Annotated in this window: 19 protein-coding genes; 12 read left to right on the top strand and 7 right to left on the bottom strand. The window is 49.3% G+C overall.

Going from position 1 to position 25,717, the window contains the following annotated elements; translation table 11 throughout:
* Window positions 1-667 precede the first annotated feature (667 nt).
* From FHS60_RS00580 to FHS60_RS00555, 6 genes are all read left to right on the top strand, one after another.
* A complete protein-coding gene (locus FHS60_RS00580) occupies window positions 668-1,438 on the top strand; it encodes an ABC transporter ATP-binding protein (RefSeq protein ID WP_183693567.1) in 771 nt (256 codons plus the stop codon).
* 97 nt (window positions 1,439-1,535) lie between these two features.
* Complete coding sequence (locus FHS60_RS00575) at window positions 1,536-3,608, top strand: DNA topoisomerase 3 (RefSeq protein ID WP_183694319.1); 2,073 nt, start codon at window positions 1,536-1,538, stop codon at window positions 3,606-3,608.
* Window positions 3,609-3,688: 80 nt separating this feature from the next.
* Complete coding sequence (locus tag FHS60_RS00570) at window positions 3,689-4,387, top strand: HAD family hydrolase (RefSeq protein ID WP_183693564.1); 699 nt, start codon at window positions 3,689-3,691, stop codon at window positions 4,385-4,387.
* A 128-nt stretch (window positions 4,388-4,515) separates the two neighbouring features.
* Window positions 4,516-5,424 (top strand): M48 family metallopeptidase, encoded by a 909-nt coding sequence (locus tag FHS60_RS00565; RefSeq protein ID WP_183693561.1) that lies wholly within the window; start codon window positions 4,516-4,518, stop codon window positions 5,422-5,424.
* Window positions 5,425-5,503: 79 nt separating this feature from the next.
* Window positions 5,504-7,222, top strand: coding sequence for a single-stranded-DNA-specific exonuclease RecJ (gene recJ / locus FHS60_RS00560; RefSeq protein WP_183693558.1), 1,719 nt, complete (start codon window positions 5,504-5,506; stop codon window positions 7,220-7,222).
* A complete protein-coding gene (locus tag FHS60_RS00555; RefSeq protein ID WP_183693555.1) occupies window positions 7,219-9,336 on the top strand; it encodes a RecQ family ATP-dependent DNA helicase in 2,118 nt (705 codons plus the stop codon). Before recJ ends, FHS60_RS00555 begins: the two co-directional genes overlap by 4 nt.
* An 857-nt stretch (window positions 9,337-10,193) precedes the next feature.
* Here FHS60_RS00555 and FHS60_RS00550 read toward each other — a convergent pair.
* From FHS60_RS00550 to FHS60_RS00530, 5 genes are read right to left on the bottom strand one after another with little or no spacing between them, the layout of a single operon-like run.
* Complete coding sequence (locus FHS60_RS00550; protein ID WP_183693552.1) at window positions 10,194-11,237, bottom strand: BspA family leucine-rich repeat surface protein; 1,044 nt, start codon at window positions 11,235-11,237, stop codon at window positions 10,194-10,196.
* 60 nt (window positions 11,238-11,297) lie between these two features.
* Window positions 11,298-12,038, bottom strand: coding sequence for a toxin-antitoxin system YwqK family antitoxin (locus FHS60_RS00545; RefSeq protein WP_183693550.1), 741 nt, complete (start codon window positions 12,036-12,038; stop codon window positions 11,298-11,300).
* The gene (locus FHS60_RS00540; RefSeq protein WP_183693547.1) at window positions 12,035-13,390 is read right to left on the bottom strand and encodes a hypothetical protein; all 1,356 of its coding nucleotides are present in this window, start codon (window positions 13,388-13,390) and stop codon (window positions 12,035-12,037) included. The genes FHS60_RS00545 and FHS60_RS00540 overlap by 4 nt, the downstream gene beginning before the upstream one ends.
* Window positions 13,391-13,403: 13 nt before the next feature.
* The gene (locus tag FHS60_RS00535; RefSeq protein ID WP_183693544.1) at window positions 13,404-13,742 is read right to left on the bottom strand and encodes a transporter; all 339 of its coding nucleotides are present in this window, start codon (window positions 13,740-13,742) and stop codon (window positions 13,404-13,406) included.
* Window positions 13,739-14,722, bottom strand: coding sequence for an SPFH domain-containing protein (locus FHS60_RS00530; RefSeq protein WP_183693541.1), 984 nt, complete (start codon window positions 14,720-14,722; stop codon window positions 13,739-13,741). Before FHS60_RS00530 ends, FHS60_RS00535 begins: the two co-directional genes overlap by 4 nt.
* A gap of 270 nt (window positions 14,723-14,992) precedes the next feature.
* On the opposite strand from FHS60_RS00530, the gene FHS60_RS00525 reads away from it, so the two are divergent.
* Window positions 14,993-16,486, top strand: a complete 1,494-nt coding sequence (locus tag FHS60_RS00525) for a glycoside hydrolase family 10-like protein (RefSeq protein WP_183693538.1) — start codon at window positions 14,993-14,995, stop codon at window positions 16,484-16,486.
* Between the two features lie 148 nt (window positions 16,487-16,634).
* Window positions 16,635-19,082, top strand: coding sequence for a bifunctional aspartate kinase/homoserine dehydrogenase I (gene thrA, locus FHS60_RS00520; protein ID WP_183693535.1), 2,448 nt, complete (start codon window positions 16,635-16,637; stop codon window positions 19,080-19,082).
* A gap of 681 nt (window positions 19,083-19,763) precedes the next feature.
* Here thrA and FHS60_RS00515 read toward each other — a convergent pair.
* Both FHS60_RS00515 and FHS60_RS00510 read right to left on the bottom strand, forming a co-directional pair.
* Window positions 19,764-20,186: a hypothetical protein gene (locus tag FHS60_RS00515; protein WP_183693532.1), complete on the bottom strand. Its 423-nt coding sequence runs from the start codon at window positions 20,184-20,186 to the stop codon at window positions 19,764-19,766.
* Between the two features lie 2 nt (window positions 20,187-20,188).
* Entirely contained in the window at window positions 20,189-20,560 is a 372-nt protein-coding gene (locus tag FHS60_RS00510; RefSeq protein WP_183693529.1) for a TerB family tellurite resistance protein, read from the bottom strand.
* A gap of 441 nt (window positions 20,561-21,001) precedes the next feature.
* On the opposite strand from FHS60_RS00510, the gene FHS60_RS00505 reads away from it, so the two are divergent.
* The 4 genes from FHS60_RS00505 to radA all read left to right on the top strand — a co-directional run bounded on the left by FHS60_RS00505 (window position 21,002) and on the right by radA (window position 25,689).
* A complete protein-coding gene (locus FHS60_RS00505; protein ID WP_183693526.1) occupies window positions 21,002-22,513 on the top strand; it encodes a sulfatase-like hydrolase/transferase in 1,512 nt (503 codons plus the stop codon).
* 36 nt (window positions 22,514-22,549) lie between these two features.
* The gene (locus FHS60_RS00500) at window positions 22,550-23,719 is read left to right on the top strand and encodes a PDZ domain-containing protein (protein ID WP_183693523.1); all 1,170 of its coding nucleotides are present in this window, start codon (window positions 22,550-22,552) and stop codon (window positions 23,717-23,719) included.
* A gap of 241 nt (window positions 23,720-23,960) precedes the next feature.
* A complete protein-coding gene (locus FHS60_RS00495; protein WP_183693520.1) occupies window positions 23,961-24,305 on the top strand; it encodes a MerR family transcriptional regulator in 345 nt (114 codons plus the stop codon).
* 7 nt (window positions 24,306-24,312) lie between these two features.
* On the top strand, window positions 24,313-25,689 hold the full coding sequence (radA, locus tag FHS60_RS00490; RefSeq protein WP_183693517.1) for a DNA repair protein RadA: 1,377 nt from the start codon (window positions 24,313-24,315) through the stop codon (window positions 25,687-25,689).
* Window positions 25,690-25,717: the final 28 nt, after the last annotated feature.

Raw genomic sequence — 25,717 nt, 5'->3', positions numbered from 1 at the left:
GGCTTTAGCAATCCACCCTACCAATATGAAAGCTACTCACATTCGTTGAAAACCTCGTCAGCAGTAGTCTATTGACGACCTCTTATGGACTCATTTTTCAGAGAAATCATTCCCGTTTTTTGTTCGTTTTATTTAACAACACGTTTTCTCATTCTAGAAAGAAATCTTACAGGAGGTGAACGAAAACAGGCAAAAAAAGGCGAAAAAAAGAGAGGTTATTCGTTTCAACCTCTCCTTTTTAGTACAAAATGGGAGGGAGAAGCAGCTTTTTCGCCTAAAATCATCGATCGGTAAGTACCGCAGATCCGTGTTTTTCCTTATTGTGTCGGTCGATACAATAAGGCTGTCAGCTGACATCCTTATTGCGTTTGAAAACTTCCTTATTGTATTTATGAAGAGCCTTATTGGACAGAGCAGAGCAGGAGGACTCGCCCAACGATCAACTTACTGCAAGTTGGATTTCAAACGATTCTCAGCGCCATAGACTGCGAATATTTTTGATAATATCAAAGTAAAAGAGAAGCGCATTAAGGGCGTTAAAGAATAGAGCGGGAAAGATGGAGCGCGGGTGTACTCCCATCCGTTTCCTACTCCTCACGGCGCTTGAACCGCTGCTTTGGCTTTGTCCATTTTTGCTGTTCCGTCATTTTTCTATACTTTTGCAATGATGAACACCCCTGCACTCGCCCTCGAAAAACTTACCACCGGCTATCGGTCGGGAAAGACCCTTCACCCCGTAGGTCAAAGACTCACGGGCGAAATCACCGCGGGCGAAATGACGGCACTTGTGGGGCGCAACGGCTGCGGGAAAAGCACGTTGCTCCGCACCTTGGCGGGGTTTCTCCCTCCCATTAGCGGATCGGTGCGCTGGCTCGGTCGAGAGCTAACAGAAATACGGCCGCGCGAGCTATCACGCCTGCTGAGCATCGTCCTTACCGACCGCCCCGATACGGGGTTTCTCACGGTGCGCGAGATTGTGGAAACGGGGCGTATGCCTTACACCAACTTGACGGGACGCCTCACGGCGGAGGACAGAGAGGTGGCCGACAAGGCGCTCTGCCTAACAGACACGGCCGACTTTGCGCGGCGCCGACTCACGAGCCTTTCCGATGGGGAGAGGCAGCGCGTGATGATTGCGAAAGCCCTCGCACAACAAACTCCGGTCATACTCCTCGATGAACCAACGGCATTTCTGGATTATCCGGGTAAGATCGAAATGCTCCAACTCCTCACACGATTAGCGCACGAAGAGCACAAAACGATTCTCATCTCCACCCACGACCTCGAACTCACTTTCCAAACGGCCGACCGCCTTTGGTTGCTCGGTTGCGAAGGTATTCAGCAAGGGGCTACCCGCGAGATGCTGAAGAGCAGAGTATTGGAAAAAGAGCTGAAGTATGCTCCGCGCGTTGTGGGTGCAGCGAGTGCTGACCAATAAGGTGCAGCAGTCATTTAATAAGAACATTCAACAACAAGATATAAAGGTTCTTGCCTTCCTCCTCTCCCTCGGAGCGGAACGTGGCAAGGTTATAGCGATGATAGTTTGTATTGCCGAAAAGCCGAGCGTAGCGCAAGACATTGCTCGCATATTGGGAGCTACGATTCGCAAGGATGGCTACATGGAAGGAAACGGTTACCAAGTGACGTGGACTTTCGGACATCTCTGCGAATTGAAGTACCCCGAGGATTACACCCCCACGTGGAAGCCTTGGAGCCTTGGGCAACTGCCCATGATACCGCAGCGTTTCGGCATCCGCCTAAAACACGAGAAAAGCATAGAGCACCAGTTTGCTGTCATTAAAGAATTGTTCGAGAAAGCCGACACCATTGTCAACTGCGGTGATGCCGGCCAAGAGGGTGAGCTCATCCAGCGATGGGTGCTCCAGCTCACGGGCGTAAAAAAAGACGTGCAACGGCTCTGGATATCAAGTATGACGGACGAGGCCATACGCGAAGGCTTCAACACGCTCAAGCCGCAAACCAACTACCAAAGCCTCTACGAAGCGGGACTATGCCGCGCCATCGGCGACTGGATTCTGGGAATGAATGCCACCCGCCTCTACACGCTGAAATATGGACGGCGCGAGCGTGGAGCAACTCCGCTCTCCATCGGTCGCGTACAAACGCCCACGTTGGCACTTATCGTCAATCGCCAACACGAGATCGACAATTTCACGCCCGAACCCTATTGGGTACTGACTACGGACTATCGCCAAACCACCTTTACTGCCATCACGGCCGATCCCAATGAGGACGAACAACCAGAGGACGGCAAGGGCGGCAAGAAGCCGGGAGCTGCGCGACGCGGCTTTACGAGCGAAGAAGAGGCACGCAACGCGCTGGAGAAAATCAAGGATGCGCCGTTCGAGGTGACGAATGTGGAACGAAAGAACGGCACCGAAGCTCCACCACGCCTCTTCGATTTGACCTCATTGCAGGTGGAATGCAACAAGAAGTTTGGCTATTCAGCCGACGAAACGCTGAAACTCGTACAGAGCCTTTATGAAAAGAAAGTGTCTACCTATCCGCGTGTGGACACTACCTATCTGCCCGACGACATCTATGGGCAGTGTAAGAACATTCTCAATGGCATTTCTGAAGCCTACGGCGAACTCTTGCAGCCGCTCCGTGGCGCACAACTCAAAAAGAGTAAGAAGGTGTTCGACTCATCGAAGGTGACGGACCACCACGCCATTATTCCTACCGGACAGAAGCCTAACAATCTAACGGACATTGAGCGTTCTGTTTTCGACCTCATCGCTCGCCGTTTCATCGCTGCATTCTATCCCGATTGCAAGTTTGCTACAACCACCGTTGAAGGCCAGGCTGCCGATGTACCGTTTAAGGTGAGTGGCAAGCAGATACTGGTGGCTGGTTGGCGCGATGTGTTTGCACGCGACAAGAAAGAGGACGATGATGACGCCAAGCAGGGCGATGACGAACGCACGCTGCCCGATTTCAAAAAGGGCGAACAAGGACCACACCAGCCAGGACTGACGCAAAAAATGACGCAGCCGCCGAAGCCCTACACCGAAGCTACACTGCTGCGCGCTATGGAAACGGCTGGACAGAAAGTGGATGATGACGAACTGCGCGATGCGCTCAAAGAAAATGGCATAGGTCGTCCGTCCACACGAGCCGCCATTATCGAAACACTCTTCCGCCGCAACTACATCCGCAAGACGCGCAAATCGCTCTTCCCTACACCCACGGGAACGGAACTCATCGGACTGATAAAAGAGGACTTACTCAAAAGTGCAGAACTCACCGGACGATGGGAGAAACTCTTGCGCGAAATAGAACGCCACGAGTATGAACCGGCAGAGTTCATCAACGGACTAAAAGAACAGATAGAACGAATCGTACACGACGTGCTTTGCGACAATAGTAACCGCCACGTGACGATGGAAATACCGGCTGAAACAACCAGCAAGAAAAGCTCACCAGCAACTACTGATACGGCGGCGAGCAAACCAAAGACGCCGCGCATCAGAGTGGGCAGCCAATGTCCCGAATGCGGTCAAGGAAAGGTTATCAAAGGCAAAACGGCTTACGGCTGCTCGCGCTGGAAAGAAGGGTGTACTTTTAGAAAACCGTTTAAGATATAAAAACATTGACGGCCTCTGTTATAGTAAAGAACAGAGGCCGCTTATTTACCAACAGCATACGCAAAAACTAAGACATATTTATGCAGAACTCCGCTATTGCCCCTTCTGTAGCCACTACTCCCGCATCGCTCCTCGCGCAGTGCCGCACCCACGAAGGCGGCATCCTCTTCGATTTCGACGGAACATTGGCCAACACGACACCAAGTATCGTTGCCACGTTGCGCGCCTCCTTCAAAGCGATGGGTCGCCCCGTTCCCGAGGAGGATGCTATGGTGAAAAGTATCGGCTTGCCGCTCAATCAAGCATTTTGCCGGTTGGGAGAATTTAGCAAAGAAGAGGCAGCTACGGCGGTGAGTATCTACGCCGAGCTTTTCATGACTCACGAGATTCCCACCATAGAGTTGTTTCCCGAGATAAAGACCACGCTGGAGCAACTCCATGAGCAAGGCGTCAGAATGGCGATTGTAACTTCGCGCAATCGGCACAGTCTCGAACTGATCCTTGAGCGGCACGACATCCAAAAGTATTTTGAAACCAACGTGACTTTCGACGACGGTATCACACCCAAGCCCGCGCCAGATATGGTATTGGCCCTCCTCGACAGGATGCACCTCGCGGCGGATTCCACCCTCGTAGTGGGCGACACCACCTTCGACATCGAGATGGGAAACCGCGCCGGTTGCCACACCTGCGCCGTGAGCTACGGCAATCACGACAGAGCGATGCTTCAAACGGCCCGCCCCGACTTTATCATCCACCATTTGGGTGAATTGCTCTAAGAAATGAAAGCAACGATCCATACCTAAAGCAGAGAAAAGGTATAAGTATGATTGTTTAGTTTGTATTTCTTGTGAAATGTTTATATTTTTGCAGATAATAGGAATAGAATACACTAAAGAAAAGAAATATGAAGAAGATACATTCTCTGCTGTTGATATTGGCAACATCCCTATTAGTGGGCTGCGGAACAACATCAACGGTACCTCTCACTGGGCGCAAACAGAACTTACTCGTTACTGATGCACAAGTGCTGGCGTTGAGTAATCAGCAGTACAAAGAATATATGAGCAAGGCCACGCCTTCCACCAATCAGCAGAACACAGAAATGGTGAAACGCGTCGGAAACAGACTGGCCACTGCTGTTCAAAACTATCTTATAAAGAATGGCCGCGCGGAGGAGATAAAGAACTACGCGTGGGAATTCAACCTCGTTCAGGATAAGAATGTCAATGCGTTCTGTATGCCTGGCGGAAAAATTGTAGTGTATGAAGGTCTGCTTCCGTACACCAAAGACGAAGCATCATTAGCCATTGTTTTGGGACACGAGATAGCCCACGCTGTGGCGCGCCATAGTGCCGAACAGATGTCGAAGCGCATAAAGGCGCAGTATGGTGCAACAGCATTTAGTGCCATCTTGGGCGCAACCACCAATAGCTCTTGGCAAGCGCTGGGCAACGAGGTTTTCGGATTCGGCGCCAATAGCGTGCTGCGCAAGTTCTCCCGCAATCACGAGAGCGAAGCCGACTACATGGGGCTTATCTTTGCTGCCATGGCTGGCTACGACCCCACAGTGGCTGTTGCCTTTTGGCAGCGCATGGCTGCCAGTGGTGGCAGTAAGCCCGCTGAGTTCTTCTCCGATCACCCCTCTGATGAGCATCGCATCTTAGCCATTCAGAAGGATTTGCCCGAAGCGTTGAAATACTATCAGCCACGGCAGCAGAGTTCTGTCCCTGCCGCTTCTGTGGCAACACCTCAACGCAGCCAAAACAAAGCTGGCTCAAAGAAGAAGAAGCCCGCCACAAAGAAACGTCGATAGACTTTTGGGACACTGATTCTTTCATTCCTCCCCTTTTTTCGTCCCTCGTCACGGACATCTTGTTCTTAAAAAAACTCTCATGCAATATAAGTGGAACTACGTGAAGCCATCGCCGGAAGCAGCGGCAGAAGCTGAAGAACTATCCCAACGTGCGGGAATTCATCCCGTCTTTGGGAAACTCCTCCTCGATCGTGGCATTCGGGAGCCACAAGAAGTAAAGCGTTTCTTCAAGCCCCAACTAACGGATCTCCACGACCCGTTTTTGATGAACGATATGCAGCGGGCTGTTGGCCGACTCAACGATGCTATGGCGCACAAGGAACGTATCATGATCTACGGCGATTATGATGTTGATGGCTGTACGGCTGTAGCACTCGTCTATAAATTCCTCCTCCAGTATTATGCCAATCTCGACTACTATATCCCCGATCGCTACGAAGAGGGATATGGCATTTCTAAAAAAGGTGTGGACTTCGCCTACGAAACGGGCGTGAAACTCATCATCGTGCTGGACTGCGGCATCAAAGCCGTTGAGGAAATTGCTTACGCCAAGGATTTGGGTATCGACTTCATCATCTGCGATCACCACGTGCCCGATGCAGTGCTGCCTCCCGCCGTTGCCATTCTGAATCCAAAGCGCACCGACAACCACTACCCTTACGACCACTTGAGCGGCTGCGGTGTAGGTTTCAAGCTGATGCAGGCATTCGCCGTTAGCAACGGTATCGAGTTCAACAAACTCATGGAGCTGCTCGACCTCTGCGCCGTATCCATTGCTTCCGATATTGTGCCCATCATGGGAGAGAACCGAATTTTGGCTTGGCATGGTCTGCGCCGTCTCAACTCCAATCCCTCCGTTGGTTTGCAAGCCATCATTGAGGTGTGCGGCCTGAGCGAGCGCGAACTAACGCTAAATGATATTATCTTCAAGATAGGGCCTCGCATCAATGCAAGCGGACGTATCCAGAACGGCAAAGAAGCTGTCAAACTCTTGGTAGAACAGGACTATTCGGCAGCTGTAGAGATGGCCGAGCGCATCAACCTCTTCAATGAGATGCGCAAGGACATAGACAAGCAAATGACGGAACAAGCCGTCAACCACGTTAAAGAAATGCCCGATCTCGAAGACCGCAAGAGCATCGTAGTCTTTAATAAAGAATGGCACAAAGGCGTTATCGGTATTGTGGCTTCACGCCTCACCGAACAGTACTATCGGCCCGTCGTGGTGCTCACGGAGAGTGAGGGCGTAGCCACTGGCTCGGCGCGCTCGGTATCGGGGTTCGATGTGTATGGAGCTGTGCGCAGTTGTGCCGACTTACTGGATAATTTCGGCGGTCATACTTACGCTGCGGGGCTTTCTATGCGCGTGGAGAACGTTCCCGAATTTGCTCGCCGATTTGAGGAATATGCTGAAAACCACATCCTCGACGAACAAATGGAAGCTACGCTTGAGGTGGATGCTGTGCTCGACTTTAGCGACATCACGTTCGACTTCTACCGCCAGTTGCGCAAGTTTGCTCCGTTCGGGCCTGATAATGCTCGCCCCACCTTTTGCACCCATCGTGTCTACGATTATGGCACAAGCAAGGTGGTGGGACGTGGGCAAGAACACATCAAGCTGGAACTTGTCGACAATAAGAGCAATACGGTGATGAATGGTATTGCTTTCGGACAGAGTAGTCAGGCGCGCTACATCAAGACGAAGCGCGCGTTCGACATCTGCTATTCCATCGAAGAGAATACGCACAAGCGGGGCGAGGTGCAGTTGCAGATTGTCGACATTAAACCTTGCGAATGAAAAAACAAATGCCTCCTTCTACCTCCCATTCTGAGAACGACACCCATCAACTCCCCGAATGGGCCAATGCCGCAGCAGCACCTCTTCCCTCAAAGGAAGATGAGGAGAGAGGCATACTCCCCTCGTCCAGTATTCCCCTACCCGACCACTTCCAAGAAACGCCTACCCATAGCATCCCCTCCCCCTCCGCTCAGGAGGAGAGAGAGCTGAGTTTGTCGTCTCCCTCCGCCATTCTCTCCCACTATTGGCACTACCCCGCCTTCCGCGGCATCCAGTTACCCATCATAGAGAGCATTCTATCTGGTCACGACACGCTGGGACTTATGCCCACGGGCGGCGGAAAGAGCATCACCTTCCAAGTGCCAGGACTGGCAATGGAGGGCACGTGCTTAGTGGTTTCGCCCCTTATTGCACTGATGAAAGACCAGGTGCAAAATCTGCGTCGGCGTGGCATCACAGCCGCCGCCATCTATACGGGACTTTCCCATGACGAAGTGCTCCAAGTGTTGGACAACGCCATTTTCAACGCCTATAAGTTTCTGTATGTTTCGCCCGAACGTATCGGTACGAAGCTCTTTCAGCAGAAACTTGCTCACATGCACATTTCCTTTATCACCGTTGACGAGGCCCACTGCATCTCCCAGTGGGGCTATGATTTCCGCCCCTCTTATCTCCAGATTGCCGAGGTGCGCAAATTGCTGCCCGATGCTCCCGTGCTGGCGCTTACGGCAACGGCCACTCCCGAGGTTGTCGACGACATCTGCGCCCAGTTGGCTTTCCGCCCCGACAGTGAAGTGCATCGCATGAGCTTTGCGCGAGATAATCTGGCGTATGTAGTGCGCCGCACCTCTGATAAATTCCAAGAACTCCTCCACATTCTCAACAGCGTCCCTGGTAGCGCCATCGTTTACGAACGCAGCCGAAAGGGCACAGCCGAAACGGCCAAAGCTCTCAATGAGACGGGCATCCGCGCGCTCTACTACCACGCGGGACTGACCAATGTGGATAAGGATGTGCGGCAGAAGGCTTGGCAGGACGACGACACGCGCGTCATGGTGGCTACCAACGCCTTCGGTATGGGTATCGACAAGCCCGATGTGCGCATAGTGGTTCACATGGATTTACCGGATTCCATCGAAGCCTATTTTCAAGAGGCGGGGCGAGCGGGACGCGATGGGAAAAAGGCGTATGCCGTACTCCTATATAACAATTCCGACCATGGCAAACTCTCGCGGCGCGTGCCCGAGACATTTCCCGAGAAAGACTATGTGCGGGAAGTGTATAATAAGTTGGCTTATTTCTTCCAACTGGCGGTGGGCGATGGCTTCAATGTGAGGTATGAATTCAATCTCGACAAGTTTTGCTTGCGTTTCCATTGTTTCCCTGTTCCCGTTGTCAGTGCCCTCAATCTCCTCATGCGGGCTGGCTATCTCCACTATGAGGAAGAGAGTGAGAGCACCTCGCGCGTTCAGATGCTCGTGAGTCGGGAGGAACTGTACCACGTTCGCGACTATCCCGAAGGTAACGATGTGCTCAAGGCTCTCCTGCGTGATTATAGCGGTCTTTTTTCCGATTATGTCAACATCGAGGAAAAACGCTTGGCGATGGATTCGGGGTGGTCGGAACATGAGGTGTATGAGATTCTGAAAGGGCTTACGCGCCGCCGCATTCTCCATTATATCCCGCGCAAGAAAACGCCCTATATCACTTTCCTACAACGCCGCGTGGAGGGAACGGAAGTTGTCCTCTCTCCCGAGGTCTACGATAAGCGCAAGACTGTCTACGAAACGCGCATCAATAGTATGCTCAACTATGCAGCTCATTCCGACACCTGCCGCAGCCGCTACCTGCTCCACTATTTCGGAGAAGCACAAACGACCGACTGCGCACAGTGTGACGTATGCCTTGAACGGGCAGAACTCCTCAAAGGTGCGCCCCATCTGGAGGCACACATCCTCAACATTCTTGCCGATCGCCGGCCCCATCGCCTTGCCGAACTGCAAGACACGCACTTCCGTGCTGAAGACCTCGCGGCGACTCTCGAACAACTCGTTGAGGAAGAACGCATTACTTACAGCAACGGCCGTTTCCGACTCAATGCGGAAGCACAATAGCACGCTCTCCAACGAAGATTTCAACTACAAATCATCCTCTAACCTTTTACGCCAGAAGCCACCCACAGCACCTACTTCTGCTCCGCCGTTTCCCCCTCACAGATATCCTTATTGCGTTTGGAAATACAATAAGGATGTCAGTTGATAGCCTTATTGCGTCAGCCGACACCCTTATTGCGTCAGGACATAGAATAAACCTATCCGCACACGCCCTTATTGTGTTCACACCCACTGCGATGTAACGTGTTCACCCACTGTCCCCGGCGGGGACACACCATGCGTAACCGCGGGTGATGCCCGAAGGGCGAACCCGTGGAGAAGTAACATAAAACCCTCCGACACCGGCGGTGTCGCACAGCACCCACCTCCCTCCTCCCAGGATTTTATTTTTTCGTTGTCACATCGTCACGTTGTCACACTTTGAGCATAACCGCCTGATAATGTATTTATTGCAGGTGTGACGACGCGTGACAACGGTGTGACAACAAAAAAAGTTGTTGTCACACGTATAAGTTCCTCTCTATCAACATCTTTCCCTCTTCTGTGACAACGTGACAACAAAAATTGAGTTTTTTCTTAGGAGGAGAGAGGGAGAATACTCCCTCGACGCTTTCGGTGCGACACTGCCGGTGTCGGAAGTTAGTGCAGCCACCTGTCCACGGGTTCTCCCTCACCATAGTTCGGGCATCACCCGCGGTTACGCATGGTGCGCCTCCGCCGGAGGCGTAAGATAGTCTGTATTACTGTGGTCGCGGTGGAATATATGACAAAAAATCTGCAACACCCAAAGGGGTATTGCAGATAGAGGGTTATTGTATAAGCTGCTATTTGCGGAGAATTGCGGAAGTTGGTAATGGCTATTTGCGGAGAATCTTCTGCGTAGTGCCATTGCTCATGCGAACGATGTTCAGCCCACGCTGCAATTCGTTGAGTCTTTTTCCGTTAGTAGAGTAAATCGCCTGGATGCTCGCATTGCCATCAGTGGTGGCCGTAGCAACTCCCGTACTTCCTTTCTTAATGAAATATCCAGTAGTGGGATTTGCCATTGAAACATCCACATTGTTTTCATTATAGGGTACTGCACCTTTGAGTTTCCTACAGCCATAGAACATTTCATCAGAAACTCCGCACGCCCAAGCGTCATTGCAATAGATGGTTTGCAGGGCGGCACAACCTTTAAACATATACATCATTGCCTTTACGTTCTTCGTGTCAAAGTGAGAAAGGTCGAGCTGAGAGAGTTTCTGACAATCAGAGAACATAGCACTCATCTCAGTTACCGCAGATGTATTGAAAATCAAAACATTAAGTTCAGTGAGGGCTGCACAAGAATTGAACATATCGGACATATCTTCCACGTTCTTTGTATCGAAGTGGGAGAGATTGAGCGTGGAGAGCTTTTCGCAACTTGCAAACATGGAAGACATCGTGGTTACAGCAGAAGTCTTGAAGCTCGAGAGATCGAGCGTGGAGAGGTTTCCACAATAGGAAAACATGGCGTTCATTGCGGTTACTTCCGAAGTGTTGAGATTCTCCAACCCTTTGATTTCTTCCAGATTAGAAAGGTTTAAGAACCAGCTCTCCGTGGTTGTGGGGCGACAGTCCTTAAACGAAGTATCAAAGACGACCTTGATCACCTTCGATTCTGGTTCGTTCCACGTTCCAGCCCAAGCAGGGTACGTGTTGTAATTTTCATCCTCTTTCGTTTCCTCAATTCCCCACACAATACCTGTACGAGAGGATTTATGGGTGTCGTAGTAGAACGTGAGAGTTGTCCCATCACTGCTTTTCTCCACATATGCTTCCTTGCTCTGTGCTTGAGCGGACAAAGGAAGAACGAATAGGGCGATAAAGCCAGCAAAGAACGCTGTGCTAATATGCTTGAGCTTTTGTTTCATCATAATTGTTTTCCCCTTCTAAGGGAGCCTCATTGAGAAGTTGGAATGTTGAAAGAAATTATTTTATTTGACCACTATAACACCGTTTTCCGTGGTTTGCAAACGAGGTTTGCTCTTCTGAACAACGGGTTGTTGCTTTTTCGATTTTGAATTTTTGCGACGAACGGGGGCAGATGCGGACCGCTTCACAACGCGAGAAGATTGGGAGTGTGACTGAACTTTGGGTGTTTCTTCACCATTTTCTGCCTTTGGCTTGTTGAATGGAACAAAAGTTCGCTCCATTCGGGAGTATTGAGGATCCTTGTCATCCTTAACAATTCGCTCATAATAGATGCCATCATCTCTCACTGTGGTATCAGCCACTACCCATCCGTTTTCGTAACGAGTACGTTTGGAGATTTTCCCATCTTTTGAGTATGTATAGTGCATCCCGTGGAACTCGTCATCATGATAAGTGGCGATGATATAGAGAGGCGGCTTGTCGTGGGAATTTTCTGGAGCGTAATATTTTATGAACTTACCTTCTCTCTTACCATTGCGATATTCGGTGATACTGCTCACAATGTTGTAGAAATTATAACGAATGAGTTTTCCTTCTTCTAATCCGTTCTTATAGTCGCACTCTTCAATCAGATCTCCCTCTTTAGTATAAACTTTCCAATGCCCTTCAAAATTTCCCGTTTTTTTGTCTTTGAATCCCGTGGCGCAGATTTGCCCATTAGGATATCGCTCTTCGAATTTCTTGATTTGGGCTTCAGCCGAAAGCGAGAGGAAAAGCAAGAAGAACAGAAATACTTGTTTCATTTTGTAGAGAGTTTATATTCGGTTGGGAAAACGTACAGATTCTGACATTTGCCGTCCGCTAAATCAAAGCTATAGCAATAGGCGTCGTTCGACTTATTCCGATAAGAGGTTTCCACTCGCACCCAGATTTTCTTATTATTACGGGCAGCAGGGCCTACTCTGAGACGTTCGTCGAGAGGCTTCGTCCAAACGATCTGACCATCAGTGCGGCGCAATTGGAACACGGTGTTGGCGTCCTCAGCTATCGTTGGCATATAACTTAGGAGAATGTAGCTGGCGTCTTGATAGACAATAGTAGTGTGGAAAGCCACAAAGGGATCGGAGATAGGTGCATAGTTGATAAGGCGATGGTCACTGTTCCATGTGTATTTCATATCGTCGGAGAAATAATAAGAGTCCTGCGGATCACCAAGGTGGAACTTAACATGTAATTTCCACAATCGGTTCTTCTTTTTATTCTCTGTACGCTGCAACCAATAGTAGACACTATCGCGCACTTCGCCTTGCAGCTCTGAAGGAGGTAGCGTTCTAGCATACTCGAAAGCTTCACCGGTGTAGAGTCGGTCGGTGCCTGGGAAATAGTAATAATTATCAGCCATATTGTTTGTGACCAAGAATCCCTCTCCTGCGTCTTCTTTGATAAATTTCACTTGCGACAATCCGGTGCTCATCGCAGTTTTCTTAGCAAAGAGAGATTTCGATACTTCTTTGAGCGTTAGAGAAACGGGGTCTACTTCATAAATATATCGCGACGAAACGATGATGTACCAACGGCCTACTTGGTGAAAATAGCGTATTTCATCAGCACTAAACGAAAAAGCGTTGAGCTTATCTGCATTGTCTTCAGAAATCAGCAGATGGTCGGAGAGAATCTTCCCTGACTGGGCATCACGGAAACCATAATAGTAGCCATTTACATATTTCCCTTTGTCCGAGCGACCATTGTCGTAACGACGGCGTGTGAGATAGAAAAAACACACGTTTTCTCCTCGCGACATAGGAAAGATATACTTATAATCTTCATCTACCTCCACCGCAGAAATTTCGTCCAAAAGAGAAGACGAGGATGGGGATGAGATGTTGCTGAAAAGTATAGAACCAAAAACAACTATGATGGTCACTATACTAACAGCTGCAATGGCAAATAGGTTTACCAGCTTTGAAGGGCCGTTGAAATTTGGAATAGGAGGCGGACTATAATCGTAGCGATGATTTACGTTGATATTTATATCATCGTCATCAATAAAAAATTCCGTCCCACAATTCTTACATCGAAAGCGCTTACTGTCCAACTGATCGTGCTTTTCACTTCCACAGTTGGGACATTTCACTGCTCGTATCTTTGTAGCCATTATATCGTTATGATTATGCTTTCTTTGAGTAATGTATAGTGAGATAAGTCAGCACACACTGTGCAGCCGTCAGAGCTACAAAGAGAATGACCCACCAGTTGTCCGTCAGACGAGTGGGAGCAAAGAAGCCACTAAAAAACTCCATTATGCCCACTACTAAAAAAATCATGCCTAGACTCAAGCGGTGAGTGCTCTCAGCTCCCATCTGGAACAAGATGCCTACCAGCAGAGCGTTCACAAGGATAGCTAAGCTCGTCATGAGCATATTGGCAAGTGGGTAGGCGGACAAGAGGAGTCCTGCAACTATATTAACAATCAGCGGAGCTACCGCTGCAACAATTACTTTCTTCATAATTGAGAGATGATTTCGTTTTTCTTTTTCTCGTATTCTTCGGCTGTAATGAGTTGTTCATCGAGCAGTTTTTTGAGTTTGCGCAATCGCTCTGTTGAATCGTCCGCTACTTGTGTCTTAAACACATCTTTCGCCAATTGAACACCAGCACCGAGTTGCAAACCAGCACCAGCCAATCCGCCTTCGTTGCGCGCAGCATCGCGAAGAGCTTCCAACTTCTGCATACTCACATAGTCGAGGTCGACCTCCGCAGCAGCTCTCTGTTCGGCCGTCATATTTGCAATACGTCCGATGCGCTCCATCGTGTCCTCATCGAAGGTGACAGAATTGACGCGAAAATCGGTTAGTTCCAACCCTAATTGTTCTAACTCTGTAGCCGTTCGTGCTTTCAATTCGTTCGATAAGTCCATCAAATGACTGTCTACTTCACGATAGGGATAAGCCTTTTCCGCTAAGAAAGAAGAGAGAGGGGCAACAATGCGCGACGACACTAACTCTTGTGCATCAGCAACACTATAATTGCTAATCGTACCCAACAACGTTGTAAACATACGCCCGGCATCGGCAATCTTGATAGAGAAATTACCACATGCCCCCAGCGTAACGGGCAATTTATAATCTGGTTCAATATATTTTACAGGAGAAGCCGTACCCCACAACACATTTACCACCTCTGCCGTACGGAAGAAATAGAAACGCATCTTGTGTTCACTCTCTGAGCGTTGCGCCAAATTGAGCAAAGACGTGATGAAGGGATGATTGGACGTTTCCATCGAGTAGACATCAGGCTCTGTCAGTACGCCCGACACTTTACCATCGTACACTACCACACAGCCCTGACCTGGAGCCACAATCAACTTACTCGCATTCTTAATTTCGTCCGTTGTTGTCTCCATCAGATGGAAGAGCAGCTGTCCGTCTTGCTCCTTCCATTCCACAACTGTTCGCAGTTGTCGCTTGAATAAATCTCTCAATCCCATATATAATTATCGTTTAATACAGCAACGTTCTCTTCATGAGTTATAAGATCCTGTTACTGTTTCATGTTGATGCAAAAGTAATGATTCACTCCGAAAATCACAAATTTCAACTTCATATCTATTATTTTTACGAAAACAAACATCAAAGCCTCAACCGCTATTGCTACAAAAATGCAGAAGTAAAGAAGATTCGCAGATAGCGGGGAGAGAGCTCTAAACTTTTCTATCTGCCATCTTTTCACTAATTTAGCCGACAAAATTTGAAACGATATGAAGAGAATCTTAATTTTCCTACTGACGCTGTGCGTTTCTGCTGTGATGCTGGCGAGTGTGCCAATGCCGAAGCGTGAGTTTCGCGGAGCTTGGATACAGATGATAAATGGACAGTTTCAGGGTATGAATCGCGACCAGATGCAAGCTAATCTTACGCATCAGTTGGACGTGCTTCAACGCTGCCATGTCAATACCATTATTTTCCAAGTGCGAGGTGAAGCCGATGCGATGTATCAGAGCAGTCTCGAACCTTGGACGCGTTTTCTCTCGGGGCAACAAGGCGTAGCACCGCAACCGCTGTGGGATCCCTTGGCGTGGATGGTGAACGAGTGTCACCGTCGTGGTATGGAACTCCATGCGTGGATCAATCCTTATCGGGCTAAGACAAAAACGACGAAGGAACTTGCAGCGAATCATCCTGCGCGCATTCATCCAGAACGGTTTATCAGCTACGATAATCAGCTGATTTTCAATCCAGGGCTGAAAGAGAATCGCGACTATATCTGCACGGTGGTGAAAGACATCGTGAGTCGCTACGACATTGACGGACTTCATATCGACGACTACTTTTACCCCTATCCAAACGGTACGCGTTTCGATGACGAGGCTACGTTCCACCAATACGGCAATGGCTTTACTGACTTGGGCGATTGGCGTCGCTTCAATGTGAACTTGCTCATCGAACAGCTTTATAAGACGATTCACGACACAAAGCCGTGGGTGAAGTTTGGCGTTTCGCCTTTTGGCATCTACCACAACGCGAAGAACGGCGGTGTGCCAGGTTCGGACACCAATGGTTTGCAAAACTACGACGACCTCTATGCTGATGTGCTCTATTGGATTAACCGCGGCTGGGTGGATTATAACGTTCCCCAAATCTATTGGGAGATTGGACACAAGGCGGCTGATTATGACAAACTCATCCGCTGGTGGAGCAAATATGCTTCGGGGCGTCCGCTCGTCATCGGACAGGATGTGGAGCGCACCGTGCGCGCTGCCGATCTTCAGAATCCTGCACAAAATCAGATGCCGGCTAAGTTTCAATTGCAGCGCACCTTGCCGGGAGTGAGCGGTTCGTGTTTGTGGTATAGTGCGGCAGTCGTGCGCAACGAGGGCAACTATGCTGGAGCATTGGAGCAATATTATCACCGCTACCCTGCTTTGCAACCGTTGATGCCGTGGATCGACAAAAAAGCGCCTGGGAAAGTGCGCCATCTGAGTGTTCGCAAAGCTCCCGATGGAAACTATCTCTTTTGGGAAGCACCCAAAGAGAAAAACGAGATGGGCAAGGCGCGCAACTATGTGGTGTATTGCTTTGCGCGCGGCGAGAAAGTGAATACAGAAGATGCTTCGCACATATTGGCTATCACGCCACACAATATTCTGAAGCTCCCCGTTGCGGATGGAAAAACCCGCTACACTTATGTAGTGACGGCTCTCAACCGCTTGCAGAACGAGAGCAAGGGGAAAAAGAAAAAGTATAAAAACTGAAAGAAAAACGGCAACGAAAAGCCCCTCCTTCCACCTCATTGGAGGGAGGGAACAACAGCCTTATGAGTGAGATAAATACTAAACCACAAAAACTAAAAACTTCTTCATCATGTTCCCTTCGAGAAATGGAGAAGCACTGTTTTTCATTATGAAAGTTCTAAAATTTGGCGGATCCTCTGTGGGCACTCCTGAGAGCATCCTCAACGTAAAAAATATAGTAGAAGCAACGGCGCGCCCAGCGGTGGTCGTTGTCAGTGCCCTGGGTGGCGTTACCGACCAACTTATTGCAGCGTCGTGCATGGCGGCAGCTGGCGATTCGGCCTATTCCGAAAGTGTCGATTCGCTGATGGAGCGCCACCACAAGATGGTAAACGCTGTTGTTGAACCGCGCCGCCGCCCGCAGTTGTTAGAGAATCTCGACCATCTGCTGACGGATCTCCGCAGTATCCTTCATGGTGTCTTCCTCATTCAGGATCTCACGCCGAAAACGGCCGATGCCATCGTGGCGTATGGAGAGCGCTTATCATCGCTCATCACGGCAGCTTTGTTGGATAATGCTTGTCATGTTGACAGCCTGGATGTGGTTTGCACCCGTGTACAAAACAGCAAAACGCTCGTAGATTTTGACCTGACCAATCGCCGGATTGTGGAGCAGTTCGGGAAGCATCCCGGACTCTTTGTTTGCGGCGGTTTCATTGCAAAAGATGCCGAAACGGGACGCATCACCAATCTCGGCCGCGGTGGTTCCGACTACACAGCATCTATCATCGCGGCAGCTCTCAATGCTGAAGCGTTGGAGATTTGGACGGATGTTGACGGATTTATGACAGCCGACCCGCGCGTCATCCCCACTGCCTACACCATTCCGCAGTTGTCCTACAACGAAGCAATGGAGTTGTGCAATTTTGGCGCAAAGGTGGTCTACCCTCCCACAATCTACCCCGTTTGCACGAAGAACATCCCCATCTACGTAAAAAACACCTTCCACCCCTCCCACGCTGGAAGTGTCATCAGCAGCGATATGTCGCTCACCGCCAATGGCGAATCCACATTCACAGCCCCCATCTGTGGTATCAGCTCCGTTAATCGCACGAGCGTTGTCACTGTGAGCGGCCCGACCATGGTGGGTGTCATCGGTGTAAACCGTCGCATCTTCGCCTGTCTGGCGCAGAACGGTATCAGCGTCTTCATGGTTGTGCAAACTTCTTCTGAAACGAGCACATCGCTCTGTATCACGCCGGAAGACGGACAGAAAGCGTGCAAGGTGCTCGATGCCGAATTTGCTGTTGAGATTGAGGACGGAGCGATGAACAAGGCGCAACTCGAAGAAGGACTGGCCACCGTGGCCGTTGTGGGCGAGAACATGAAGCGCACACCGGGCATCGCTGGGAAACTCTTCAGTGTGCTGGGGCGCAACGGTATCTCAGTCAGTGCCATCGGGCAAGGCTCGTTTGAAATGAACATCTCTTTTGTCATTCAGCAGGAGATGCTGAGCAAGGCACTCAATGTGCTCCACAACAGTTTCTTCCTTTCCGAATATCAGGATGTCAACGTTTTTGTTTGTGGTACGGGAAATGTGGGCGGAAGCCTCCTCCAGCAGATTGCAGCCCAGCGCGAACGCCTCATGAAGGAACGCCGCTTGCGCATCAACCTCGTGGGGGTCAGCGGTCGCAGTCATTCGGTGTATCATCCTGAGGGAATCAATGCTGCCCACTACGAGGAAGCCATGCAGAATGGCGAACCGGGCGGTATCAACCACATGGTGGAACGCATCGTTGAAATGAACAGTTTCAACTCTGTTTTTGTGGATTGCACGGCTTCTGAAAACGTGGCTCGACAGTATGAAACCTTGCTCAGTCACAACGTGAGCATCGTGGCAGCCAACAAAGCAGCGGCTTCGTCCGATTTCGGTCGCTACAAACTGCTGAAAGACACGGCTCGGGAGCGCGGAGTGAAATATCTCTTTGAAACCAACGTTGGAGCGGGGCTTCCTATCATCAACACCATCAACGACCTCACGGGGTCGGGCGACAAAGTGTTGCGCATCGAAGCCGTGGTGAGTGGCACACTCAATTTCGTGTTCAACGCGCTGAGTGCCGACATTCCTCTCTCAAAGGCGGTGCGCATGGCGCAGGAGCAGGGCTACAGCGAGCCCGATCCACGCGTCGATCTCTCGGGAAAAGATGTTATTCGCAAACTAACAATCCTTGCGCGCGAAAGTGGCTACCGCGTCAACATGGAAGACATCGAAGCGCACCTCTTCATCCCCAATTCGCTCTTCGAAGGTTCGCTCGAGGAGTTTTGGGAAAAACTGCCGGGACTCGATGCCGAATTTGAAGCGCGTCGTCAGCGCCTGGAAACCGAAGGCAAATGTCTGCGCTTCGTTGCCACTTGGGCCGACGGCAAAGGCGAGGTGGGCTTGCGCGAAATAGACCAAACGCATCCTTTCTACCATTTGGAGGGCTCTAACAATATCATCTCGCTCACCACAAGTCGCTACCACGACTATCCCATGCTCATCAAGGGCTACGGAGCTGGTGCGGAAGTAACTGCCGCAGGCGTCTTTGCCGACATCATGCGCTGCGCCAACTTTTAGCTGAAACTAAAAGGAGGTTGCATTTGAATCTACTCTTTCTCTCACCAGAGAAAAAGTTATTTTTTGTTGTCACGTTGTCACAGCAGCGTAAACATACTGATAGACAGTAGTTTAGGTGCGTGACAACAAAATTGAGAACAAAATTTGTTGTCACACCGTTGTCACGCATTTAATATGCTAATTTTCAAACTATTATATCTCTTTTGTGACAACATGACGATGTGACAACAAAAAATAACTCTTAGGCGGAGAGTGCCTCCAAGTACTCTCCGCTTTCCTTTTCTCTTTCTTCACCACAATAAGGGTGTCGGCTGACGCAATAAGGATATCAGCCAACAGCCTTATTGTATTTCTAAACGCAATAAAGATATTTGCTATAAGACTTATAGTACTTCTACTTACCTCTTCAAGCTTTTTCAAAACAATAGGTAAGAGATGGAATGGAATTGCATCGCATCTCTATCCCTTAGCAAATAGCAGCTATAATCCACCATGCATTCTCTCTCTTCAAAAAAACTATACTTAGAAAGTCTCTCTCCTGCAAGTTGGAAAGCTTTTGATGCGTTTCCAACTTGCAGGAGAGAGTTCATTAATAGTGCTAACCCCAATTTGGGTTATAGTGCTTATTTTTTCAAACGCAGGTCTACAAGAAAAGAAGAAGTATTTACTTACTGGTCAAGACTATCTCAAGTACTCAATGTCAACTTTTCTATCGTGCAAATGTAGCACACACTTTTCGACCTCTTCATTTTTAATATAAATGGTCAATCCATAATCTTGTCCATCAAAGTCAACCCACCCAAACGGAGACATTGCCTGAACAGGATATCCTCTCAGCACAATTTTATCTGCTGATTGACTGACAACTCGCATTGGTTTTGGAGACATCTGTACATTATTCTGCCAAATAGGAAGTACACCATCCATATTATAAATGGTAACGATATACCCTTCACCACCATTTACATTGTATCCACTACAACCATTTATATTTGGCTCTACCTTTACAGCACGACTAGCTCCTGCGGGATGAGGACCTGCAACAATTTCTCCATTCTCATATCTTAGATGATCGCTTGATTCAAAGAAAAAGTCTATTTCCATCTTCAAAGGTTTTTCATATTATTGATAGCCTGAGCTATGCTCATTGTAGGTAAACTACATAATGTTGAGATAAGCTTCCAAAGTGCCAGCTCCTTAGCATCTATCTCTCCATCTGCAACCATTAGCATAGCAAGATAAGAAGCTACATACTTCTTGCGTTCTTCATCCATTCCAGTTATCAAGGCCACCGCGTGACTCTCTTCAATTTCATCGGAAGATTCAATCAACAACTTCAAATGATCCTGCGGAACACCAAAGCGTATTAACTCAGTAGCCATTACAATCGTTTCAGAAGGATCTAACCTTCCATCTGCCATTACCACTAACTTTGCCATTTTAATAATAGCAGTCATTTCCTCGCCAGTAAAAGTCATAATATTTTCCTTTTGCCTACCCAGTCCCTCTCAGCTTTTAAATTAAATTATATAATATGCAGAAGCGTGGAACTGACTATGTCCACACTTTCAGCCTGAGGTCCTGAGAAAACCTAAACGAACGAATGTACAGATAGCAGTCCACGCCTATGCGTGAGAACCACTATGCAGCTCCTCGTTCGTTATTTGAAATTTCTCAGGTTTCAGGCCGAACAGATGCAAGCATAACGCTTCTTCTTTTTCCACAATGTTTTGGAGAGAGTTTCCTCTAACCATTTGCAAAAATAATGATAATTGGCATTTTTTACCACTTTTCCTCTGTTTTTCATACTCACGCCAACTTTTTTATTATAGTTCTGAATAAACAATGCTTAATTTCTATAAAATATTGATCCTTTTGAACCTTCATTTTTTGTATCTTCGCCACAAATCTTCACACTTATGAAATCTAAATTTCTTCTCCCATCTCTCAGTTTGCTGGCGATGGCTGCTGCGGCACAACACGCAGATCGGCCGAATGTATTACTCTTGGTGGCGGACGATTTGGGCTATGGCGATTTATCGTGCTATGGTGCAAAGCACGTTTCTACACCTGTTGTCGACAGTTTGGCAAGTCGCGGCGCTCGCTTCACGGATATGCACGCTTGTGCCAGTACATCCACTCCTTCGCGCTACTCCCTCTTGACGGGAAAATACCCTTTCCGCCGCGAAGGCACTGATGTAGCACCCGGTGATGCAGGGTTGATATTTTTACCCACAGAGTACACCTTAGCAGATCTCTTTAAGGAAGCGGGGTATCGCACGGCTGCCATCGGAAAATGGCACTTGGGATTAGGGGCTGAAACAGGAAAGCAGGATTGGAACGGTAAGCTCGATGTGACTCCTGCCGATATAGGTTTCGATTATCACTACCTGATGGCGGCCACAGCCGACCGCGTGCCGTGTGTGTTTATAGAACAAGGGCGCGTGGCCAACTATGATGCGTCAGCACCCATACAGGTGAGCTATCGGAAGAACTTCCCTGGTGAACCAACGGGGCGCACCCATCCCGAGATGCTCAAACTCCTGCCCAGCCATGGTCACGATATGTCCATCGTCAACGGCATCAGTCGCATAGGCTATATGAAAGGCGGCGGCAAAGCCCTTTGGCGCGACGAAGATATTGCCGACTCTATCGCTGCCCACGCCATCAATTTCATATCTCAAGAAACGGACAAACCTTTCTTCATGTACCTCTGTACCAATGACGTACACGTTCCGCGCTACCCTCACGAGCGCTTCCGCGGTAAGAGCTCGATGGGGCTGCGCGGCGAAGCCATTTTGCAGTTTGACGAAACTGTCCGACAAGTGGTGACGGCCTTGCGCGAGAAGGGATTGGACAAAAACACGCTCATCATCATCACGAGCGACAACGGCCCCGTGCTCGACGATGGTTACCGCGACGAGGCTTGGAAGCTGGCTGGCAGTCACAATCCGTCAGGTTCTTTCCGCGGAGGAAAATACAGTAGCTACGAGGGCGGTACTGCTGTTCCGTTCATTGTCTACTGGCCCAAACATGTCAAATCAGGTACAACGAGCAACGCACTCTCATCACATATCGACTTGGGAGCGTCGCTTGCGCAGCTAATTGGTGCAAAAGTTCCTCAAGGGGCTTTTCCCGACAGTCGACAACACCTGAGGCAGCTACTCGGCAAATCTCACCGCAATCGCAACTTCGTTGTTACGATGCCCAACAATCGCAGCGTTGACCTCCGCGTGGGCCGTTGGAAGTATATCCCTGCCAGTCGTGGCTATGCTGAAGCTTGGCAAACTCACATTGAAACGGGCTACCAACTCAAGCCGCAACTCTACGACCTGCGCCGCAGTCCCTACGAGGGGCAAGAACTCTCCTCTCGCTATCCGCGCCTGGCGCATCGCTTGCAAAAAGTGCTGAACAAGATTGTGAAGCAATAAAACGCCTATACCTCATCTAAGATGTCCCTCAAAGATATGAAAACGAAAATTCTCCTACTCCTACTGTTGTGCGGAAATTATCTCTTCGCACAGCAGCAAGTCTTGCTCGACTCTGTACCCTTCCTCTTGCGTGACCATATGTATGTAAATGTGGAGGGCGAACATGGTTATGTCTTTGACACGGGTGCTGGTCGGAATTTAGTGTTTGATGAATCCATTTCACAGCCGAATCAGATCACAACAAAACCTCTTCGAGTAATAGGTGTGGCTGGGGTGCAGGAATTGAAGCAGTTGCAGCAACCGTTCGACTTTGTACTGGGTAATAAGACTTTACATTTCCCCTTCGCCATACAGATGGATCTTCGCGCCATTTCAGGTTGTCATGCTAATGGTTTGCTGGGACTACGCGATTTGACGGAAAATAGATTGATGATCAATTTCCAGCACAGTTTTTTGAAAGAACTACCGCTTGATGCGCCCATCCCTGAAGGCTATGTGAAGCTCCCCTTGAGAGTGGAAAGCAATCTTCAAGTAAAGGTGTCGGGACAGATCGGGAAAAAGAACTTCAAGGGTTGGTTCGTCATCGACACAGGTTCAGGAACTGCCATTAGCTTCACAGCGGTAGCCACTCGCAAATTGGGCTTGGAGAAATTGGATCTCCCTAAAACTATTTATGACGTAATCCAAATGGGAATAGGCGACTCTCTCTCTTGGGCAATCCAACTACCAACGGCATTTATCAAACTGGGCGACACCTCTGTTGAGCATCTCTTTGCAGCGTGTTCTCCAGACGGGAAAGGAGGCTTGGGGAAAACACGAAAGTGGGGAATTATAGGTTTGGACTTATTGAAGAATTTCAACCTTATTATAGATGTTCCTCATCACTGCTTGTATGTAAAAGCCTTCAGGGAAGCCCCACTCAAGAAACCTACGTTTGGCGTTGGCGTGCGTAATCGTATCGACGTTTCTGATGCGTGGATTGCTGCATCTCTGGCGCGCAATGGTGTAGCCGCTCGTGCTGGTCTCTGTTTGGGCGATTCCATCATCGCCGTCAATGGTAAGAATGTGCGCGACTATCTTTGGGCTGACGAAGAAGCAGTCTTTCTCTCCGACACACTCAACCTTACGGTTCGCCCATACTGTCCAACTCCTGCTTCATCACTCCCCGCATTGAAACAGATACGCCTCATTCGCCCAAAGTTTTGAACGCATAAAAATATCCTTATTGCGCCAGCTGACACCCTTATTCTGTCAGCTGGCTTCTTTATTGTATTCGCAAACGCAATAAGGATAGCGGAAAATGATGGAACACTTCTCTCTTCCCTGATACCCTTATTTGTGTTGATACGACTATTAGTTCTATCTTTCTTCCCAAAAAGCATACGGAAATTGGGGAAGTTAGTAGGATTTTCGTAATTTCGCCTAATAAACGTAAAAAGCTCTATTTATGTCCGAGAATTCTGGAAAGGACTTGAAAATGTTTTATTCCATCTCCGAAGTTGCGGAGATGTTTGATGTGCAGCCCACACTGTTGCGCTATTGGGAGAAACATTTTCCGCAAATTGCTCCGAAACGGCTGAATCGCAATGTTCGCCAATATACGCAAGATGAAATCAATAAGATTCGGGTGGTATATAACCTGGTGAAGGTGCGCGGATTAAAACTCGATGCTGCTGCCAAGCTGATCAAGAAAAACCGCGGAGGAGAGGAGAAAAAAACTGAGGTGGTTACGCTCTTGCAGGACATTCGCGAGGAGTTGCTCACCATCAAAGACAAACTGAATCAACTGTAAGAGAGTTTTGAAATCGAAAACAGTGTATGTCTGTTCCCACTGTGGGGCAGACTCTCCCAAATGGATCGGTAGGTGTCCGGCTTGTGGAGAATGGAACACCTATAAAGAAATGACCATTCGACCGACGAGTGCTTCTTCGGCCGAATCAATTGCTGATACCGCGCTGGGGCGAGGGCTGAAGCGCAACAAGCCTATCCCTCTGGTGGAGGTTTCGGGAAAGGAACTTCCACGCTTGGATATGCACGATGCCGAATTGAATCGTGTGTTGGGTGGTGGTCTGGTGCCGGGTTCGTTAGTGCTTTTGGGTGGCGAACCAGGCATCGGCAAATCCACTCTTCTCTTACAAACTATCTTACACCTCCAAGAGCGTGTGCTCTATATCAGCGGAGAGGAAAGCGAGCAGCAAATCAAGTTGCGCGCCGACCGCTTGGGCATATCTCCCGCCAACATTTTGCTGCTCTGCGAAACGAATATGGAGCAGATTTTCACGCACATCAAAAACGTGGAGCCACAGCTCATTGTGGTTGACTCGATACAGACGATGACCACCGAGTCGCAGGAATCAGCAGCGGGGAGCGTGACGCAAATCCGCGAATGCGCCGCAGCTCTCCTCAAATATGCTAAAGAAAGCAGCGTCCCCGTGGTGCTGGTGGGTCACATCACGAAAGATGGCGCCATTGCCGGACCAAAGGTGCTCGAACATATTGTAGACACCGTTCTTCAGTTTGAAGGCGACCGCCACTACCTCTACCGCATTCTTCGCAGTATCAAAAACCGCTTTGGGAGTACTTCCGAACTCGGCATCTACGAGATGCGCACCGAGGGGTTGCGCCCCGTGGGGAATCCCTCCGAACTGCTGCTCACTCAAGCCAACGAGGGACTGAGCGGAGTGGCCATCTGTGCCGCCATCGAAGGCGTTCGCCCCTTCCTCATTGAGGTGCAAGCGCTTGTCAGCACGGCTGCATACGGCACTCCACAGCGGAGCGCGACGGGTTTCGACCTCCGCCGACTCAATATGTTGTTGGCAGTTTTGGAAAAACGCGTAGGGTTCAAACTCGGACAAAAGGACGTGTTTCTCAACATTGCCGGTGGTATCCGCGTGACCGATCCGGCGATCGACTTGAGCGTCATTGCCAGTGTGCTCAGTAGCAATGTGGACACCGCCATCGAACGTAGCGTTGCTATGGCAGGAGAAGTGGGACTGAGCGGTGAGATCCGCCCCGTCACACGTATTCAGCAGCGCATTGCCGAAGCTTCTAAACTCGGATTCCAGCAGTTCTTGTTGCCCGAACAGAGCATGAAAGGCATTGACATAAAAGCACCTGGCATCGAACTTGTGCCCGTCCGCACCGTCACGGAAGCCCTCCGCGCACTGTTTGGATAAGGATTTGAGCACAGACCTCTCGTGAGTT

The organism is Alloprevotella rava (assembly GCF_014195585.1).
Classification (GTDB): Bacteria; Bacteroidota; Bacteroidia; order Bacteroidales; family Bacteroidaceae; genus Alloprevotella; species Alloprevotella rava.
Note: the sequence above shows the minus strand (reverse complement) of the source record. Positions and strands in the feature narration are given on the sequence as shown.